The sequence below is a fragment of the Streptomyces sp. NPDC002564 genome (genome assembly GCF_042889645.1).
Taxonomy (GTDB): Bacteria; Actinomycetota; Actinomycetes; order Streptomycetales; family Streptomycetaceae; genus Streptomyces.
The window spans coordinates 367,704-382,863 of record NZ_JBIARE010000005.1 but is presented as its reverse complement, the minus strand read 5'-3'; the positions used below and the strand labels follow the sequence as shown (position 1 = coordinate 382,863).

Annotated in this window: 15 protein-coding genes; 9 read left to right on the top strand and 6 right to left on the bottom strand. The window is 73.7% G+C overall.

All coding sequences use genetic code 11. The annotated features are described in order from the left end of the window. The first annotated feature begins 17 nt into the window (after positions 1-17). From ACFYXE_RS20725 to ACFYXE_RS20710, 4 genes are read left to right on the top strand one after another with little or no spacing between them, the layout of a single operon-like run. On the top strand, positions 18-779 hold the full coding sequence (locus tag ACFYXE_RS20725; RefSeq protein ID WP_389314335.1) for a (Fe-S)-binding protein: 762 nt from the start codon (positions 18-20) through the stop codon (positions 777-779). Next, a complete protein-coding gene (locus ACFYXE_RS20720) occupies positions 776-2,272 on the top strand; it encodes a lactate utilization protein B (RefSeq protein WP_389314333.1) in 1,497 nt (498 codons plus the stop codon). The genes ACFYXE_RS20725 and ACFYXE_RS20720 overlap by 4 nt, the downstream gene beginning before the upstream one ends. Continuing rightward, entirely contained in the window at positions 2,269-2,916 is a 648-nt protein-coding gene (locus ACFYXE_RS20715) for an LUD domain-containing protein (protein WP_361177250.1), read from the top strand. Before ACFYXE_RS20720 ends, ACFYXE_RS20715 begins: the two co-directional genes overlap by 4 nt. A gap of 22 nt (positions 2,917-2,938) precedes the next feature. Further along, entirely contained in the window at positions 2,939-4,102 is a 1,164-nt protein-coding gene (locus ACFYXE_RS20710; protein WP_389314330.1) for a betaine/proline/choline family ABC transporter ATP-binding protein, read from the top strand. A gap of 259 nt (positions 4,103-4,361) precedes the next feature. Here ACFYXE_RS20710 and ACFYXE_RS20705 read toward each other — a convergent pair whose 3' ends face one another. The 5 genes from ACFYXE_RS20705 to ACFYXE_RS20685 all read right to left on the bottom strand — a co-directional run bounded on the left by ACFYXE_RS20705 (position 4,362) and on the right by ACFYXE_RS20685 (position 8,648). Further along, a complete protein-coding gene (locus ACFYXE_RS20705; RefSeq protein WP_389314328.1) occupies positions 4,362-5,303 on the bottom strand; it encodes an ABC transporter substrate-binding protein in 942 nt (313 codons plus the stop codon). Further along, complete coding sequence (locus tag ACFYXE_RS20700) at positions 5,300-5,980, bottom strand: ABC transporter permease subunit (protein WP_361177256.1); 681 nt, start codon at positions 5,978-5,980, stop codon at positions 5,300-5,302. Before ACFYXE_RS20700 ends, ACFYXE_RS20705 begins: the two co-directional genes overlap by 4 nt. After that, the gene (locus ACFYXE_RS20695) at positions 5,977-6,657 is read right to left on the bottom strand and encodes an ABC transporter permease (protein ID WP_389314326.1); all 681 of its coding nucleotides are present in this window, start codon (positions 6,655-6,657) and stop codon (positions 5,977-5,979) included. Before ACFYXE_RS20695 ends, ACFYXE_RS20700 begins: the two co-directional genes overlap by 4 nt. Positions 6,658-6,747: 90 nt before the next feature. After that, positions 6,748-7,650 (bottom strand): serine hydrolase, encoded by a 903-nt coding sequence (locus tag ACFYXE_RS20690; protein WP_389314324.1) that lies wholly within the window; start codon positions 7,648-7,650, stop codon positions 6,748-6,750. Next, a complete protein-coding gene (locus tag ACFYXE_RS20685; RefSeq protein WP_389314323.1) occupies positions 7,647-8,648 on the bottom strand; it encodes a LysR substrate-binding domain-containing protein in 1,002 nt (333 codons plus the stop codon). The genes ACFYXE_RS20690 and ACFYXE_RS20685 overlap by 4 nt, the downstream gene beginning before the upstream one ends. Before the next feature lie 85 nt (positions 8,649-8,733). On the opposite strand from ACFYXE_RS20685, the gene ACFYXE_RS20680 reads away from it, so the two are divergent. Next, positions 8,734-10,206 (top strand): peptidoglycan D,D-transpeptidase FtsI family protein, encoded by a 1,473-nt coding sequence (locus tag ACFYXE_RS20680; RefSeq protein WP_389314321.1) that lies wholly within the window; start codon positions 8,734-8,736, stop codon positions 10,204-10,206. Positions 10,207-10,863: 657 nt separating this feature from the next. Next, on the top strand, positions 10,864-12,060 hold the full coding sequence (locus ACFYXE_RS20675; protein WP_389314319.1) for an NAD(P)-binding domain-containing protein: 1,197 nt from the start codon (positions 10,864-10,866) through the stop codon (positions 12,058-12,060). 39 nt (positions 12,061-12,099) lie between these two features. Here ACFYXE_RS20675 and ACFYXE_RS20670 read toward each other — a convergent pair whose 3' ends face one another. After that, positions 12,100-12,684: a TetR/AcrR family transcriptional regulator gene (locus tag ACFYXE_RS20670; RefSeq protein ID WP_389314317.1), complete on the bottom strand. Its 585-nt coding sequence runs from the start codon at positions 12,682-12,684 to the stop codon at positions 12,100-12,102. A gap of 158 nt (positions 12,685-12,842) precedes the next feature. Here ACFYXE_RS20670 and ACFYXE_RS20665 point away from each other — a divergent pair, with 158 nt between their 5' ends. The 3 genes from ACFYXE_RS20665 (at position 12,843) to ACFYXE_RS20655 (ending at position 15,025) form a co-directional block, all read left to right on the top strand. Further along, positions 12,843-13,688, top strand: a complete 846-nt coding sequence (locus tag ACFYXE_RS20665; protein WP_389314314.1) for a class I SAM-dependent methyltransferase — start codon at positions 12,843-12,845, stop codon at positions 13,686-13,688. 155 nt (positions 13,689-13,843) lie between these two features. Next, positions 13,844-14,245: a hypothetical protein gene (locus ACFYXE_RS20660; RefSeq protein WP_389314312.1), complete on the top strand. Its 402-nt coding sequence runs from the start codon at positions 13,844-13,846 to the stop codon at positions 14,243-14,245. A 108-nt stretch (positions 14,246-14,353) separates the two neighbouring features. Then, entirely contained in the window at positions 14,354-15,025 is a 672-nt protein-coding gene (locus ACFYXE_RS20655) for a DUF3105 domain-containing protein (RefSeq protein ID WP_389314310.1), read from the top strand. Positions 15,026-15,160 lie beyond the last annotated feature (135 nt).

Genomic DNA, 15,160 nt, shown 5'->3' with positions numbered 1-15,160 from the left:
ACGAGGAGGAATGCGCGATGCGTGTCGCTCTGTTCCTGACCTGTGTCAACGACACGCTCTATCCGGAAACAGGCCGATCAGTGGTGAAACTGCTGACCAGACTGGGAGTTGACGTCGACTTCCCGATGGCGCAGACGTGCTGCGGGCAGGCGCACTACAACACCGGCTATCGCCATCAGGCCGAGCCGCTCGCCCGGCATTTCTCCGATGTCTTCGGTTCGGACGCGTACGACGCGGTGGTGACGCCGTCGGGGTCGTGCGGGGCGATGGTGCGCGAGCTGTACCCGCGCATGGGCGAGCGCGCGCGTGCCGAGGGCCGCGGCGACGGCCTCGCGCGCACGCTCGCGCCGGTGGTGCCCAAGACGTACGAACTGACGGAGTTCCTGGTGGACGTCCTCGGCGTCACCGACGTCGGCGCGTACTACCCGCACACGGTGACGTACCACCCGACCTGCCACGGTCTGCGGAGCCTGGGCCTCGGCGAGCGGCCCGCGCGACTGCTGCGGGCGGTCAAGGGACTGGAGCTCGTGGAGCTGCCCGGCGCCGAGGAGTGCTGCGGATTCGGCGGCACCTTCGCCGTGAAGAACTCCGATGTCTCGGCGGCGATGGGCGCCGACAAGGTGCGGCACGCCGAGTCGACCGAGGCGGAGGTGCTGTGCGCCGCGGACAACTCGTGCCTGATGCACATCGGCGGCACGATGGCCCGGCTGCGCACCGCCGTGCGTCCCGTCCACATCGCGGAGATCCTGGCGAGCACGGAAGAGGAGCCCCTGTCATGAGCGGCGGCACATTCGTCGGCATGCCCGCCTTCCCCGCCGCCGCGCGCGAGGCGGTGGGCGACACGACGCTGCGGGCCAATCTGCGGCACGCGACCCACACCATCCGCGATAAGCGGGCCCGCGCCGTCGCCGAGCTGTCGGACTGGGACGCACTGCGTGAGGCGGGCCGGCGCATCAAGGACCACACGCTGCGCCACCTGGACCACTATCTGACGCAGGTGGAGGAGTCGGTCGTGCGGGCCGGCGGGACCGTGCACTGGGCGGCCGACGCCGACGAGGCGAACCGCATCGTGACGGACCTGGTCAGGGCCACCGGCGAGAGCGAGGTCGTCAAGGTCAAGTCGATGGCCACCCAGGAGATCGGTCTCAACGAGGCGCTGGAGGCGGCGGGCATCCACGCCTACGAGACCGATCTCGCCGAGCTCATCGTGCAGCTCGGCAGGGACCGCCCCTCGCACATCCTCGTCCCGGCGATCCACCGCAACCGCGGCGAGATCCGTGACATCTTCCGCAAGGAGATGGCCGGTTGGGGCCGCCCCGCCCCGGACGGTCTCACCGACACGCCTGCCGAGCTGGCCGAGGCGGCACGGCTGCACCTGCGGGAGAAGTTCCTGCGCGCCAAGGTCGGTGTCTCCGGGGCGAACTTCATGGTCGCCGAGACGGGCACCCTCGTCGTCGTCGAGTCGGAGGGCAACGGCCGGATGTGCCTGACCCTCCCGGAGACGCTGATCTCGGTGGTCGGCATCGAGAAGGTCGTCCCGACCTGGCGCGATCTGGAGGTCTTCCTGCAGACCCTCCCCCGTTCCTCGACGGCCGAGCGGATGAACCCGTACACGTCGATGTGGACCGGCACGTCGGACGGGGACGGTCCGAGCACCTTCCACCTGGTCCTCCTCGACAACGGCCGCACCGACACCCTCGCCGACGAGGTGGGCCGCCAGGCCCTGCGCTGCATCCGCTGCTCGGCCTGCCTCAACGTCTGCCCGGTGTACGAGCGGGCCGGCGGGCACGCGTACGGATCGGTGTATCCGGGACCGATCGGCGCGATCCTCAGCCCCCAGCTGCGGGGCACGGGCAGCGCCATCGACGCCTCGCTCCCCTACGCCTCCTCGCTCTGCGGCGCCTGCTACGAGGTGTGCCCGGTCGCCATCGACATCCCCGAGGTCCTGGTGCACCTGCGGGAGCGGGTCGTCCAGGGCGGCGCGGTGAGCCGGCGGGGCGTGAAGGTGACGCTGAAGCCGGCGAAGGGGCACGCGGCGGAGCGGGCCGCGATGCGCGCCGCCAGTCTGGCGTTCGCCCGTCCGGGTGCGCTGCGCGCGGGCCAGCGCATCGCGTCGCGCACCCGGCGGTTCCATCCGCGCACGCTGCCGGGACCGGGGCGGGCCTGGAGCGCGACCCGGGACCTGCCGAAGGTCCCCGCGGAGCCGTTCCGCGACTGGTGGCAGCGCACACGCGGCGGCACGGTCGGCACGGGCGAGGGGAGCGACAGGTGAGCAGCAGGGACCGGATCCTGGGCCGGGTGCGGCGGGCGCTGGCCGACGTGCCGGACGACGACCCGCCCTACGAGGCGGCGGTGCACCGCGGCTACGCGCGCGAGCACGGTGACCGCACCCCCGGGCAGACCGTCGAGCTGCTGGCGGAGAACCTCGCCGACTACCGCGCGATCGTCCACCGGTGCACGGACGGGGAGCTGTCCGACCTGCTGGCGCGCCTGCTCGCGGAGCGCGGCGCGCGGTCCGTCCTCGTCCCGCCGGGCCTGCCGCCGAACTGGCTGAAGGCGGTGGACGCCACCCGCGTGCACGACCGCGCCGCGAGCACCCCGCACGAGCTCGACGCGGTCGACAGCGTCGTCACGGGCTGCGCGGTCGCCGTCGCGGAGACCGGCACGCTCGTCCTCGACGGCTCCGCGGACCAGGGCCGCCGCCGCATCACCCTGGTGCCCGACCACCACATCTGTGTCGTCCGCGTCCCCGCCCAGGTCGTCCCCTCCGTCCCCCTGGCGCTCGAACGGCTGGACCCGGCCCGTCCGCTCACCTGGATCTCGGGACCCTCCGCGACCAGCGACATCGAGCTGGACCGGGTCGAGGGCGTGCACGGACCGCGCACTCTGGAGGTGGTGCTGGTGAGCGGTGAGTGACGGGCGCGGCTAGCGTGAGGCCATGATCCGGTTCGAGCAGGTGACCAAGCGCTATCCGGACGGCACGACGGCCGTGGACGACCTCTCCTTCGAGGTCGCCGAGGGCGAACTGGTCACGCTCGTCGGCCCCTCCGGCTGCGGCAAGACCACGACGATGATGATGGTCAACCGCCTCATCGAGCCGACGTCGGGCCGCATCTTCGTGAACGGCGAGAACATCGCCGACGTCGACCCGGTCCGCCTGCGCCGCCGCATCGGCTACGTCATCCAGCAGGTCGGCCTCTTCCCGCACCGCACGATCCTCGACAACACCGCGACCGTCCCCGCGCTCATCGGCTGGAAGAAGACGAAGGCGCGGGCGCGGGCGGCGGAGCTGCTCGACCTGGTGGGCCTGGATCCGAAGACGTACGGTGCGCGCTACCCCGAGCAGTTGTCGGGCGGTCAGCGCCAGCGGGTCGGCGTGGCGCGGGCGCTGGCCGCGGACCCGCCCGTCCTCCTGATGGACGAGCCGTTCGGCGCCGTCGACCCGGTGGTGCGCGAGCAGTTGCAGGACGAGTTCCTGCGGATGCAGGCGGCCGTGCGCAAGACGGTCCTGCTCGTCACGCACGACATCGAGGAGGCGGTCCGGCTCGGCGACCGGATCGCGGTGTACGGGCAGGGGCGCATCGAGCAGTTCGACACCCCGGGAGCGGTACTCGGGGCGCCCCGGACGCCGTACGTCGCCGAGTTCGTGGGCGCCGACCGTGGCCTCAAGCGGCTCTCGGTCACCGAGATCCAGACGGACGACCTGGAGGAGCCGCCGATCGCCCGCCTCGACGAGCCCGCCGCGCAGGCCGCGGCGCGGATGCGCGAGGAGGAGGCGCGCTGGGCGGTCGTCCTGGACGCGGGCGGCGATCTGCACGGCTGGGTGGGCCTCGACGAGGTCGCGCTGGCCGGCGCGGGCGGCACCGTCGGCGACCTCGCCCACCGGATGAACTCCTGGGTGCCGATCGGCGCCCCGCTCAAGCAGGCCTTCGGCGTGATGCTCCAGCACGACGCGGGCTGGGTCGCGGTGCTGGACGGGGCGCGTTTCCTCGGCGTCCTGACCCCGGCGAAGCTGCACGAGGCGCTGCGGCGGTCGGTGGACGCGGACGCGCAAGGGGTGGGGCGGGACGAGGTGGAGTTCGATTCGGTCGCCGATGCGTGAGCGCTCCGCTGGGTGCGGCGGGGTGTCGCGCCGTTCCTCGCGGCCCCTCCGGGGCGGGTGGGTGGCGGTTTTGTCTGCGGGTGGTTAGTGGCTTGGCGCGCCGTTCCTCGCGCCCCTGACGGGGGCGGCCCGCTGCGGATCCGTGCGGGAGGTGTGTGGCTTGGCGCGCCGTTCCTCGCGGCCCTGACGGGGGCGGCCCGCTGCGGATCGGTGCGGGTGGTGTGTGGCTTGGCGCGCCGTTCCTCGCGTCCCTGGGGGGTCAGAGGAGGTTTTTCGACTGCAGGTAGGTGCGGGCCACGTCCTGGGGGAGGCGGCGCCAGCTGTCGACCTGTTCGTTCATGGAGGCCAGGTCCTGCGTCGTCAGGACCGGGTTCAGGCGGGCCAGGGCCTTGGCGACGCCCTCGCTGCCTGCTCGGGAGCGGTTGACCACGGGGACGAGGTAGTCCGCGTTCTGCAGGTGTTTGTCGTCCTTGAGGAGCACCAGGCCGAAGTCGTCGAGGGTCGCGTCCGTCGACGTCGTGAGGACCATCTGGTCCTGGCCGCTCTGGACCGCCTTCTTGGCCGGGGTCGTGCCGACGCCCTTGGGGTCGACGCCGGTGATGTCGATGCCGTAGACCTTCTTCAGCCCGGGGGCGCAGTAGGGGCGCTGCACGCATTCGTCGCCGGCGGCGAGCCGCACCTCGAGGCCCGACCTGCCGAGGTCGCTGAGCGTCTTGAGGTGGTGCTCCTTGGCGTACGACGCGGCGACGGCGAAGGCGTTCTGGTCGACGGCCTTGCCGGGGTCCAGGACGCTGAGGCCCCGGGGGGCGGCGAGGCGGCGCAGGGCCTTCATGGTCGCGTCGAGGTCGGGTGAGCCGACGGGGGGTGCGTCGGCGCCGTTCTTCTTGGCGTTGAGCCAGTCCGCGAACGTCGCCGCGTACTCGGGGACCACGTCGATCTGCCCGGACTCCAGAGCGGGTTCGTACAGCTCGCGGTTGGCCACCGAGAGGATGCGCGTGTGGTAGCCCGCCTTGTTCAGGAGCAGCGCGTACATCTGGGCGAGCAGGTCGGACTCGGTGAAGCCCGCCGAGCCGACGACGAGGTGCTTGCTGTCGCCGGGGGGCGCGGTGACCTCGCCCCGGTTCTCCAGCGACGGCCCGGTCGCGCAGCCGGTGAGCAGCGCGAGGAGCACCGCGGCGGCCGCTCCCGCACGCCGCCTCATCCGGCGCTCCCCCGCCCGCGCGCCCAGCTCGGCGCGAACCGTTCGGCCACCTCGAAGACTCCCTCCACGAGCAGCGCGAACACGGCCACGAGGACCGCGCCGGCCACGACCTGCGGGGTGCTCGCCAGATTGAAGCCCGCGGTGATGATCCGGCCGAGCCCGCCGCCGCCCGCGAGTGCGGCGATGGTGGCGGTGGCGACCAGTTGTACGGCGGCGATGCGCACCCCGCTGAGCACCAGCGGCAGCGCGAGCGGCAGTTCGACCCGCCAGAGCATCTGCCGCCCCGTCATGCCCATGCCGCGGGCGGCCTGGACGACGCTGCGGTCGACGCCGCGCATCCCGACGTAGGCGTTGGTGAGCAGCGGGGGCACGGCGAACAGCACCAGGGCGACGACGGTCGGGCCCTCGCCCCAGGAGCCGAGCGGGGTGAGCAGGAGCAGGACGAGGACCGCGAAGGTCGGCACGGCGCGGCCGACGTTGGAGATGTTCACGGCGAGCGCGCCGCCCTTGCCGAGGTGGCCGAGGACGAGGGCGATCGGCAGGGCGATCAGGCAGCTGAGCAGCAGGCAGACGACGGTGAGGACGAGGTGCTGGGTGAGCCGGTGCCAGATGCCGTCGTCGCCGGCCCAGTGCGCGGAGTCGGTGAGCCAGGCCCAGGCGTCGCCGAGGGTCTTCATGAGCGCACCGCCCTCGTCCAGGGGGTCAGGACGCGCTGCACGCCGAGCAGCAGCACGTCGGCGGCGACGGCGATGACGACGCACAGCACGGAGGCGGTGAGCACCTGCGCCTTGAAGTAGGTGTTCATGCCCGTGTAGATGAGGTTGCCGAGTCCGCCGAAGCCGACGATCGCGCCGATGGTGACGAGGGAGACGGCGGAGACCGTGGCGATGCGCAGCCCGGCCATGGCGGCGGGCAGGGCGAGGGGCAGTTCCACGGTGAGCAGCAGGCGGACGGGCCCGTAGCCCATGCCGCGGGCGGCCTGCCGGGTGTCCTCGGGGACGGCTCGCAGTCCCGCGAGGATGTTCCGTACGAGCAGGGTGAGCGAGTAGAGGACCAGGCCCGCGACGACGAGTGAGGCGGAGAGCCCGTACACCGGGAGCAGCAGCGAGAACATCGCGAGCGACGGGATGGTGTAGAGGACGGTGGTGAGCGCGAGGACCGGTCCGGCGGCCCAGCCCCAGCGGCGGGCGAGCACGGCCAGCGGCACCGCGATGACGAGCGCGATCAGCACGGAGAGCGCCGTCAGCTGCAGGTGCTGGACGACGGCGTCGAGGAGGATCTGGCGGCGGGTGCTCAGGTACTCCCCGCAGATCCACTCGTTGCGCGCGAGGCAGTCGTCCGGGGGCGCGGTCACCCGTCCATTCAAGGCCGGGGTGCCGGGTGGCGGCGCGTTCTGGTGACCCGTACGGGTCGCGTGGTCCGGCCGCCGCGCCCGCGGGACGGGTCAGCCGATTCCCTCGCGCGTGTTCCGCGCGGGCTGTGCGCGCAGTGCGTCGACGGCGATCCGCGCGGCGGTGCCGATGACCGCGTCGGCGGCGGGCAGCAGGGCGGCGGGGCTTGCGGCGCGGGTGAAGACGGCGACGGCGTACCGGCCGCCGTCGGGGTATTCGATGACGCCGACTTCGTTGCGCAGGGTGGGCAGGCTGCCGGTCTTGCCGGCGACGTGCACGTCGTCGAAGGGGAAGCCGGAGGCCATCCGGTGCGGCCACACCTGGAGGCCGAGGAGGCGGCGGATCGCCGCGCCGTGCTCGGGGGTGCAGGCCTCGTCGCGCCAGAGGGCGCGGAGCAGGCGGGTCATGTCGCGCGGTGTGCTGTGGTTGGTGCGGGCCGGGTCCAGCGCGCGCAGGCGGCCGATGACGTGCGGGTCCACGAGGGCCCGGGCGCCGCCGGGGCCCGCGTCCTGCCGCACGGTGGCGAGGAGTTCGCCGAAGGTGTGCCGCGCGTGGGTGCGGTCGAGGCCGAGCGCCGCGGTGGTGGCGTTCACGGCGTCCAGGCCGACCCGCGCCAGGAGTACGTCGGCCGCGGTGTTGTCGCTGACGGTCATCATCAGGAAGGCGAGGTCGCGCAGGGACATGCGGACGGGGTCGAGCATGGCGGCCAGGCCGGTCGGGCCCGGGGTGCGTCCCGCCGCGGGGCACTCGGTCTGCTCGGTGAGGTCGAGCGCGCCGTCCGCCGCCTGCCGGTGCAGGGCGACGAGCAGGCAGAGCTTGTGCACGCTCGCGGTGACGACGGGCCGGTCGGCGCCGTCGTCGAGGTCCGCCCCCGAGTCGATGTCGAGGGCGTGCAGCCGCCCGGTCACCCCGGCTTCGGCGAAGGCCTTGCGCAGGAGGCCGGTCGCGCCGCTCACAGGAAGTACTCCGCCGCCGGGCGCAGGTGCACGGGGTGCGAGGGCAGGTCGGTGGTCACCGCGGCAGTTTTCCACAGGGCGTGGGTGGTCGCCTCGGCGAAGGCGGTGACGGCGGCGTCGCTGTGTCCCTGCGGCCAGGCCACCGAGTGGCGCAGGGCGAGCGGCGCCCCGGCCAGCGGCCGCCAGACGATCTCCGGGCCGTCGGGGGCATACGGGCCGTCGGGGGCGTCGGTGGCGTCGGCGGCGTCCAGGGACCGGGGCTCGCGGGGCCGGAAGGCCACGGAGTTGGCGGAGCGCATCAGGCCGCGGATGAAGCTCGGGCCCTTGCCGTGCCGGATGGCGGCGGGGCTGTAGCCGTTGCGGGCGCAGGTGGTGAGCAGGTCGTCGTGCAGGGCCGGGGCGTCGGCGCGCGGGAAGAGGATCAGGTCGTGGTCGGCGAGGGCGGTGAGCGGGACCTCGTCCAGGGCGGCGGCGGGTGCCCCGCGTGGCAGCAGGACGCCGAGTTCGCGGCGCAGCACCGGGCCGAGGCCGAGCCCGGTGACGTCACAGGGGTGGTGGATGAGGCCGACGTCCAGGTCGTGCGCGGCGAACCGGGCGAGCTGTTCGGACGTGGACAGTTCGTGCAGCTCCAGCTCGACGTCCGCGTGCCGCCGCTGGAACTCGGCCAGGATCTCGGCGACCGTCTCGCCCGCGATGTCGGGCGGCAGCGCGGCGCGCAGCAGTCCGGCGTCGCCGTCCCGGATGCGGCGGCTGGTGGCCATCAGGGCCTCCGCGCGGGCCAGCAGCTCGCGCGCGTCGGCCAGCAGGAGCGTGCCGCCCTTGGTGATCGTCACCTGGCGGCTGTTGCGCTCGAAGAGCCGTACCCCCAGCTCGCGCTCCAGGCGCTGGATGCGCTGCGACAGCGGCGGCTGGGCCGTGCCGAGGCGGGCCGCGGCACGGCCGAAGTGTGACTCTTCTGCAACAGCCACGAAGCACCGCAGGTGCAGTATCAGGTCCACGAACAGGGACGATATCGCAGATTGATCGATCCATTGCTCATATCCATCTTGGACATGCGGCGCACGGAGCTGCTCTTCTCGGGCCATGAACAGGACAATGCGGCACATAGCCGTCTTCTGTGGGGTCCTTGTGCTGTCCCTGCTGGTGCGGGCCACCTGGGTACAGTTCAGCCGGGGCGACAGCCTCGCCGACCACGAGAAGAACCGGCGGGTGCAGATCGACACGTTCTCCCGCCCGCGCGGCGACATCATCGTCGGCGGCGATCCGGTCACCTCCTCCGTGGCGACGCCGGGGTCGGACCTCAGGTACAAGCGCGTCTTCACCGACGGCCCGATGTACGCGCCCGTCACCGGCTACTTCTCGCAGGGCCAGGGCGCGACGTTCCTGGAGGGCGTCGAGAACGACGTGCTCAGCGGCAAGGACCGCAGACTGCTCGGCAGTCCGCTGGACGTGCTGACCCGCGAGAAGCCCCGCCCCGGCGACGTCATCACCACCATCGACCCCAGGGCGCAGAAGGCCGCCTATAAGGGGCTGACCGATCTCGACGCCAAGGGCGCGGTCGTCGCCCTCGACCCCCGCTCCGGCCGGATCCTCGCGATGGCGAGCACCCCCTCGTACGATCCCTCCGTCTTCGCCGGCATCTCCCGCAAGGACGGCGAGGCGTTCCAGAAGCTCGACCGCCGCAAGGACAAGCCGCTGAACAACCGGGCGACGCGCGAGACGTATCCGCCCGGCTCGACCTTCAAGATCCTCACCGCGGCCGCCGCCCTGGAGCACGGCACGGTCACCGACATCGACGCGCCGTCCGGCGCCCGCGCCCCCTACCGGCTGCCGCTCAGCAGCACGGAGATCGGCAACGTCGTGCCGAACTCACAGTGCGACAAGGTGTCGATGAAGACGGCCATGCAGTGGTCCTGCAACAACGTCTTCCTCGACGCCGCGCTGAAGACCGGCAAGGACAAGATGCGCGAGACGGCGGAGAAGTTCGGCTTCAACGCGGAGCAGTTCACGCCCGTGCGGTCCGCCGCGAGCAGCTACCCCGAGGAACTCGACAAGCCGCAGACCGCGCTGACCGGCATGGGCCAGGGCAGCGTGACCAGCACGCCGCTGCAGATGGCCATGACCGTCGCCGGGCTCGCCAACGACGGCAAGGTGATGAAGCCGTACATGGTGCAGGAACTGCGCGGCCCCGATCTCGGGTTGATCGAGAAGGCCGAGCCGGAGGAGCTGGCGCAGGCCGTCTCCGCGGACACCGCCGAGAAGGTGCAGGCGATGATGGAGCACACGGTGACCGACGGCACGGCGGACAAGGTGCGGATACCGGGCGTCACGGTCGGCGGCAAGCCCGGCACCGCGCAGCACGGCGCCGACGTCCGCGACGAACGCCCCTACGCCTGGTTCGTGTCGTACGCCAAGCAGGCCGACGGCACCTCGCCGGTGGCCGTCGCGGTCCTGGTCGACCCCGAGGACATGGACATCTCCCGCTCGGAGATCGCGGGCGGCCGGCTGGGGGCGCCCATCGCGAAGGCGGTCATGGAGGCGGTGCTCAAGCGCTGAGCCGGTGCGCGGCGATCCCCGCGGCGCCCGCCTCCGGCTGCTTCCCGACAACTCCCTTTCGGACCGTGCCGGTTCCGACCACGGGTGATGGCGGTTCCCGACCGGATCCGGTCCGCGCCGGGGTGACAGGCCGTGAGGTGACGCCCCATGATGGGTGGGTCATGGAGATGTCGAGACCGACGCCCCGCCCGCGTCCGCACGGCCGGCGACCGGCCGCCGCGCGGCCGTCGGAGCTGGCCCGGTCCGCGCGGGCGCCGCACGGCGGCCCGCACGGTGCGCCGCGTGAACCGCGTTCGGCGTACGGCTCCTTGCTGCGCGTGCTGCGTCTGCTGTGCGCCTTCCTGGCCCGCCTGCTGCGCCCGGTGCACGAGCCGCCGGCCGCCGCACCGCCGCGCCCGGTGCCGCCCCGCGGTCCCGGTCGGCCCACGCGTGCGCGGCGGCTGCCCCTCCTCCTCGCGAACGCGGTCGTACGACGGGGTCCCCCGGCGTGCCCGCCGCTCTCCGTCTGACCCGTACCGACGCGCGCCCGGCGCGCCGACGCACGGGGACGGGAGCGGATCCGGCACCCCCGACCCCGCACGCCCCACCGCAGATTCCGGTGCCGCCCCGAGCCGTCCCCGGACGGCCCCGCGGGGCGCGGCGCCAGGAGGGACCCCCATGTCCAAGACCGTCGTCGTCATCGGCGCGGGCCCGTACGGCCTGTCCGCAGCCGCCCATCTGAGGGCCCGCGGGCTGCCCGTGCGGATCTTCGGCGCGCCCGTGGCGAGCTGGTCGCGGCGGATGCCCGCCGGGATGCTCCTGCGGACCTCGCCCGCCGCCTCCGTCCTCGCCACCCCGCGCGAGGGCTTCACGCTGCACGACTACTGCCGCGACGTTGGGGAGCGCAGGCTGGGCGCCGACGACCAGGTGCCCGTCGGGCTCTTCCTGCGGTACGGCACGTGGTTCCGCGACCGGCTGGTGCCGCGCGTCGAGGACGAGCGGGTGGCCACCGTCGACCGGGCCCCGGACGGCTTCCGCGTCAAGCTGTCGTCGGGCGAGGTGATCCGGTCCTGCGCCGTCGTCGTGGCCACCGGCCTCAGCGGCTTCGCCCATCTGCCGGCGCCCCTCGCGGCGGCGGCCGCCGGCGGCCCCTCGGCGCTCGGCCTGATCTCGCACAGTTCGCAGCAGACCGACCCGCGGGACTTCGCCGGGCGCAGCGTGACCGTCGTCGGGGCCGGGCAGGCAGCGCTGGAGAGTGCGGCCCTGCTGCACGAGGCGGGCGCCGACGTCCAGGTGCTCGCGCGCGGCGCGCGGGTCCGGTTCGAGGCGCCGCCGTCGTCCGGACCGCACTGGCGGCCGGACACGCCGGCGGGCCGCTCGTGGTCGCTGTACGGGCTCACCCGGCATCCCGCCGCGTTCCGGCGGCTGCCCGCCGCCGCCCGGCTCCGGATCGCCGAGGGCGCGGGGCGGCCGCGCGGGGCGTGGTGGCTGAAGGACCGGTTCGAGGGCAGCGTGCCGGTCCTCGCCGAACGGCACATCACGGCGGCGGAGGCCCGCGGCGGTGCGGTCAGCCTGCGGACCACGACACCGGACGGGCGGACGCAGACCGTGGAGTCCGACCACGTCCTGGCCGCCACCGGCTACCGCGTCCACCTGGAGGCGCTGGACTTCCTCTCCCCCGAACTGCGCGCCGACCTCATACGGGTGGGCGGTTACCCCGTACTGGACAAGGGGTTCTCCTCCAGCGTGCCCGGCCTGCACTTCACCGGACCGTCCGCCGTTGCGGCCTTCGGGCCCGCGATGCGGTTCGTCAGCGGCACCCGGTTCGCCGGTCCCCGGCTGACGAAGTCCGTGGCGGCCTGCTGCGACGAGTGAACACCCCCGGCCCGTGCGCGGCTCTACGACCCTACGGCCCTACGGCACGAGGAGTGCCACCAGTTTCCCGGCCTGTTCGCGGGGGTCGGGCGCGCCCGGCCAGCCGCCGGTCATCAGGAGGTGGTGGACGGTGCCGACCAGGGCGAGCGCCGTCGTGTCCGTGTCGGTGCCCTCGGGCAGGCGGCCGAGCCGCCGTTCGGCGTCCAGGTAGGCGGCGAGGGCGTCCTGGATCGCGGTGAAGCCCGGTGCGCCGTCCGCCAGGGCGGCACGGATCTGCCGGGCGGTGGCGTCGCTGCTCATGGCCAGGCCGACGACCCGTGGGTCGAAAGAATCCAGGAGCCCGAGGGCGACTCGGGTCACGTTCGCGGCGACCGTGTCCTGCCCCGCCCTGTCGGGGAGCCCCTGCGCCTGTGCCGCGCCGCGCGCGAACCGGTCGAGCACGAGCTCGGCGACGAACGCGTCCACACCGCCGAAGTGCGTGTGCAGCACGCCCTTCGCGCACCCCGCCTCGCCGGTGACGGCCCGGCTCGTGAGCGCCGCCGCGCCCTCGCGGGCCACGATGCGCTCGGCGGCGTCGAAAAGCCGCTCGCGAAGGTCGGGGATCGCAACTCCGCGCGGTGACATGGGTTTCTCCTCGTACGCGACAGGGCGCCCCGACGCCGGATCCGGTGCCGCCCGGCGCAGAACCCGTTGCCAGAATGGGCGCTCGCCCATACTGTTTGGGCGGGCGCCCATTCTAGCCGTGGAGGGCGTCCCATCCGCCATGCGTCAGGGGGCACCAAGTGCAGAACGTCGTCAACACCGAGCAGGCACAGGCGTGGAACGGTTACGAGGGGGAGCACTGGGCCGACAACCAGGACCGCTGGGACGCGGTCAACGGGGGCTTCAACTCCCCGCTCCTGGCGGCCGCGTCGATCGGCGCGCACGACCGCGTCCTGGACGTGGGCTGCGGCGCGGGTCAGACGACCCGGCTGGCCGCGCGCCGGGCGGTCCACGGCCACGCCCTCGGCCTCGACCTGTCGGCCCCGATGCTGGCGCGCGCCCGCGGCACCGCACGCGAGGAGGGCCTCGCCAACGTCTCCTTCGAGCAAGGGGACGCCCAGGTCCACCCCTTGCCCCCGGCCTCGTTCGACGTCGCCATCAGCCGCTACGGCGTGCTGTTCTTCGCGGACCCGGTGGCCGGCTTCGGCACCATCGCCGGGGCACTGCGTCCCGGCGGGCGGGCGGCGTTCCTCTGCGGCGCGTACCCGCGGGACAACGAATGGCTGCAGGCGTTCGCCGCACTGCGCGGCATCCTGCCCGTCGGGGACTTCGGCGTGCCGGGCGGGCCCGGCATGTTCTCGCTGGCGGACGCCGACGGGACGCGTGCCGTGCTGTCCGCCGCCGGGTTCGCCGACATCGGGACGCGGCGCGTGGAGGCGTACGGGACGTGGGGCCGGGACGCCGCCGACGCCGCCGCATTCCTCCTCGGCTCGGGGCCCGGGCGCCATCTGGCCGGACAGGTCTCCCCCGCGGCCCGGGAGCGTGCCCGCATCCGGCTGACGGAACTCCTGCGCCCCCACGAGGCCGACGGCGCGCTGCGGTTGCGCAGCACGGCCCTGCTGGTGACGGCGACCGTGCCCCGCTAGGTCGCGCGGGACAGGGACAGGAGCAGGAGCAGGAGCAGGAGCAGGAGCAGGAGCAGGAGCAGGGGCAGGGGCAGGGGCAGGGGCAGGATCCGCCGCCGAAGTCCGGCCGGGGCGGCCGTCGTCGGCGTGGGGCATGGTCGCTACGATGCGCTGCGATGAGACAGACGCAGTGGTCCGGAGCCGCCCGGCACGCCCCGTGCCGGGCGGCCCTGGCCGCTGCGCTCGGCTCGCTCCTCGTCACCCTGTTCCTGTGTCTGGGTCCTGTCGCGCCCGACGGCGGCCACCACGGCACCGGGCACGTCACCGCCGTCGCCGAGGCGCTGTCCTTCGAGGACTGCACGGCACCCGTGACCGCCGACTGCCCGCCTCCCGACCGCTGTTGCGCCCCCATGGCCCACGGCACACGCGCCGTGCCCGCCCCCGGGGCCCCCGCACTGTCCGCGGTACGGCACCGGATGCCCTCTCCGCAGCCCCCTGCGGCACCCGGCCCCGCGGCGGCGGACCCGTCGAACCGCGGCTCGCCCGACCTCCACATGCTCCAGGTGCAGCGGACCTAGGCGGAACCCGGCAGGGCGGCCCGCGCCATCGGCCTGCCCCGCCGTCGGCATCCCCCATCACTCCGCCACCACCGCCGCGCCCCCGCGCGGCGGGGACAAGGAACACCCATGGCCAAGGCCAAGGCCCACAAACCGCACCAGAAGGCGGCCGCCGCCGAACGCAAGGCCCGCGTCGAGGCGATGCGCCGCGCCGAGCAGGCCCGCGAGCGGCGCAACCGCGTCCTCACCGTCTCGGTCGCCACCGCCGTGGTGGCCGGGCTCATCGGTTTCGGGGCCTACGCGCTCAACAGCGCCGACGAGAAGGAGAAGCGGAACGCCGCCGCCGCCAAGAAGCCGGTGCGGGGCGAGAAGACCTGGGACGCGAAGAAGCTGGGCCGCGACCACGTCGAGGCGGCCGTCTCCTACCCGATGACACCGCCGGTCGGCGGCGACCACCACCAGGCGTGGATGACCTGCGACGCCAAGGTCTACGACAAGGCGATACCGGACGAGAACGCCGTGCACTCCCTCGAACACGGCGCGGTCTGGGTCACCTACAACGGCAAGGCCGCCGACGCCGACGTCAAGAAGCTGGGCGAGAAGGTCACCGGCACCCCGTACAGCCTGATGAGTCCGGTCGACGCACAGCGCGACCCGATCATGCTCTCCGCCTGGGGACACCAGATCACCGTCGACAGCGCGTCCGACCCCCGCGTCGGCGAGTTCTTCAGCAAGTACGTGCAGGGCCCGCAGACTCCGGAGCCGGGTGCCGCCTGCTCCGGAGGCCTCGAATCCGCGTGACCGGTGCGGACCACGGCCGGGGGGGGGGGGGGGGGGGGGGGGCCGGCCCGGCGGCCCGGGCCGGCCCCCCCCCCCCCGGGGGGGGGGGGCGCCCCCCCCCCCCCCCCCGGGGGGGGCCGGGGGGGGGCCCCCCCC

Bases quoted from the DNA above. Each gene is read 5' to 3' on its own strand.
- ACFYXE_RS20675 (WP_389314319.1), top strand. From the start codon at position 10,864: ATGTCCAAGACCGTCGTCGTCATCGGCGCGGGCCCGTACGGCCTGTCC.
- ACFYXE_RS20710 (WP_389314330.1), top strand. From the start codon at position 2,939: ATGATCCGGTTCGAGCAGGTGACCAAGCGCTATCCGGACGGCACGACG.
- ACFYXE_RS20655 (WP_389314310.1), top strand. From the start codon at position 14,354: ATGGCCAAGGCCAAGGCCCACAAACCGCACCAGAAGGCGGCCGCCGCC.
- ACFYXE_RS20725 (WP_389314335.1), top strand. From the start codon at position 18: ATGCGTGTCGCTCTGTTCCTGACCTGTGTCAACGACACGCTCTATCCG.
- ACFYXE_RS20660 (WP_389314312.1), top strand. From the start codon at position 13,844: ATGAGACAGACGCAGTGGTCCGGAGCCGCCCGGCACGCCCCGTGCCGG.
- ACFYXE_RS20680 (WP_389314321.1), top strand. From the start codon at position 8,734: ATGAACAGGACAATGCGGCACATAGCCGTCTTCTGTGGGGTCCTTGTG.
- ACFYXE_RS20700 (WP_361177256.1), bottom strand. From the start codon at position 5,980: ATGAAGACCCTCGGCGACGCCTGGGCCTGGCTCACCGACTCCGCGCAC.
- ACFYXE_RS20720 (WP_389314333.1), top strand. From the start codon at position 776: ATGAGCGGCGGCACATTCGTCGGCATGCCCGCCTTCCCCGCCGCCGCG.
- ACFYXE_RS20705 (WP_389314328.1), bottom strand. From the start codon at position 5,303: ATGAGGCGGCGTGCGGGAGCGGCCGCCGCGGTGCTCCTCGCGCTGCTC.
- ACFYXE_RS20670 (WP_389314317.1), bottom strand. From the start codon at position 12,684: ATGTCACCGCGCGGAGTTGCGATCCCCGACCTTCGCGAGCGGCTTTTC.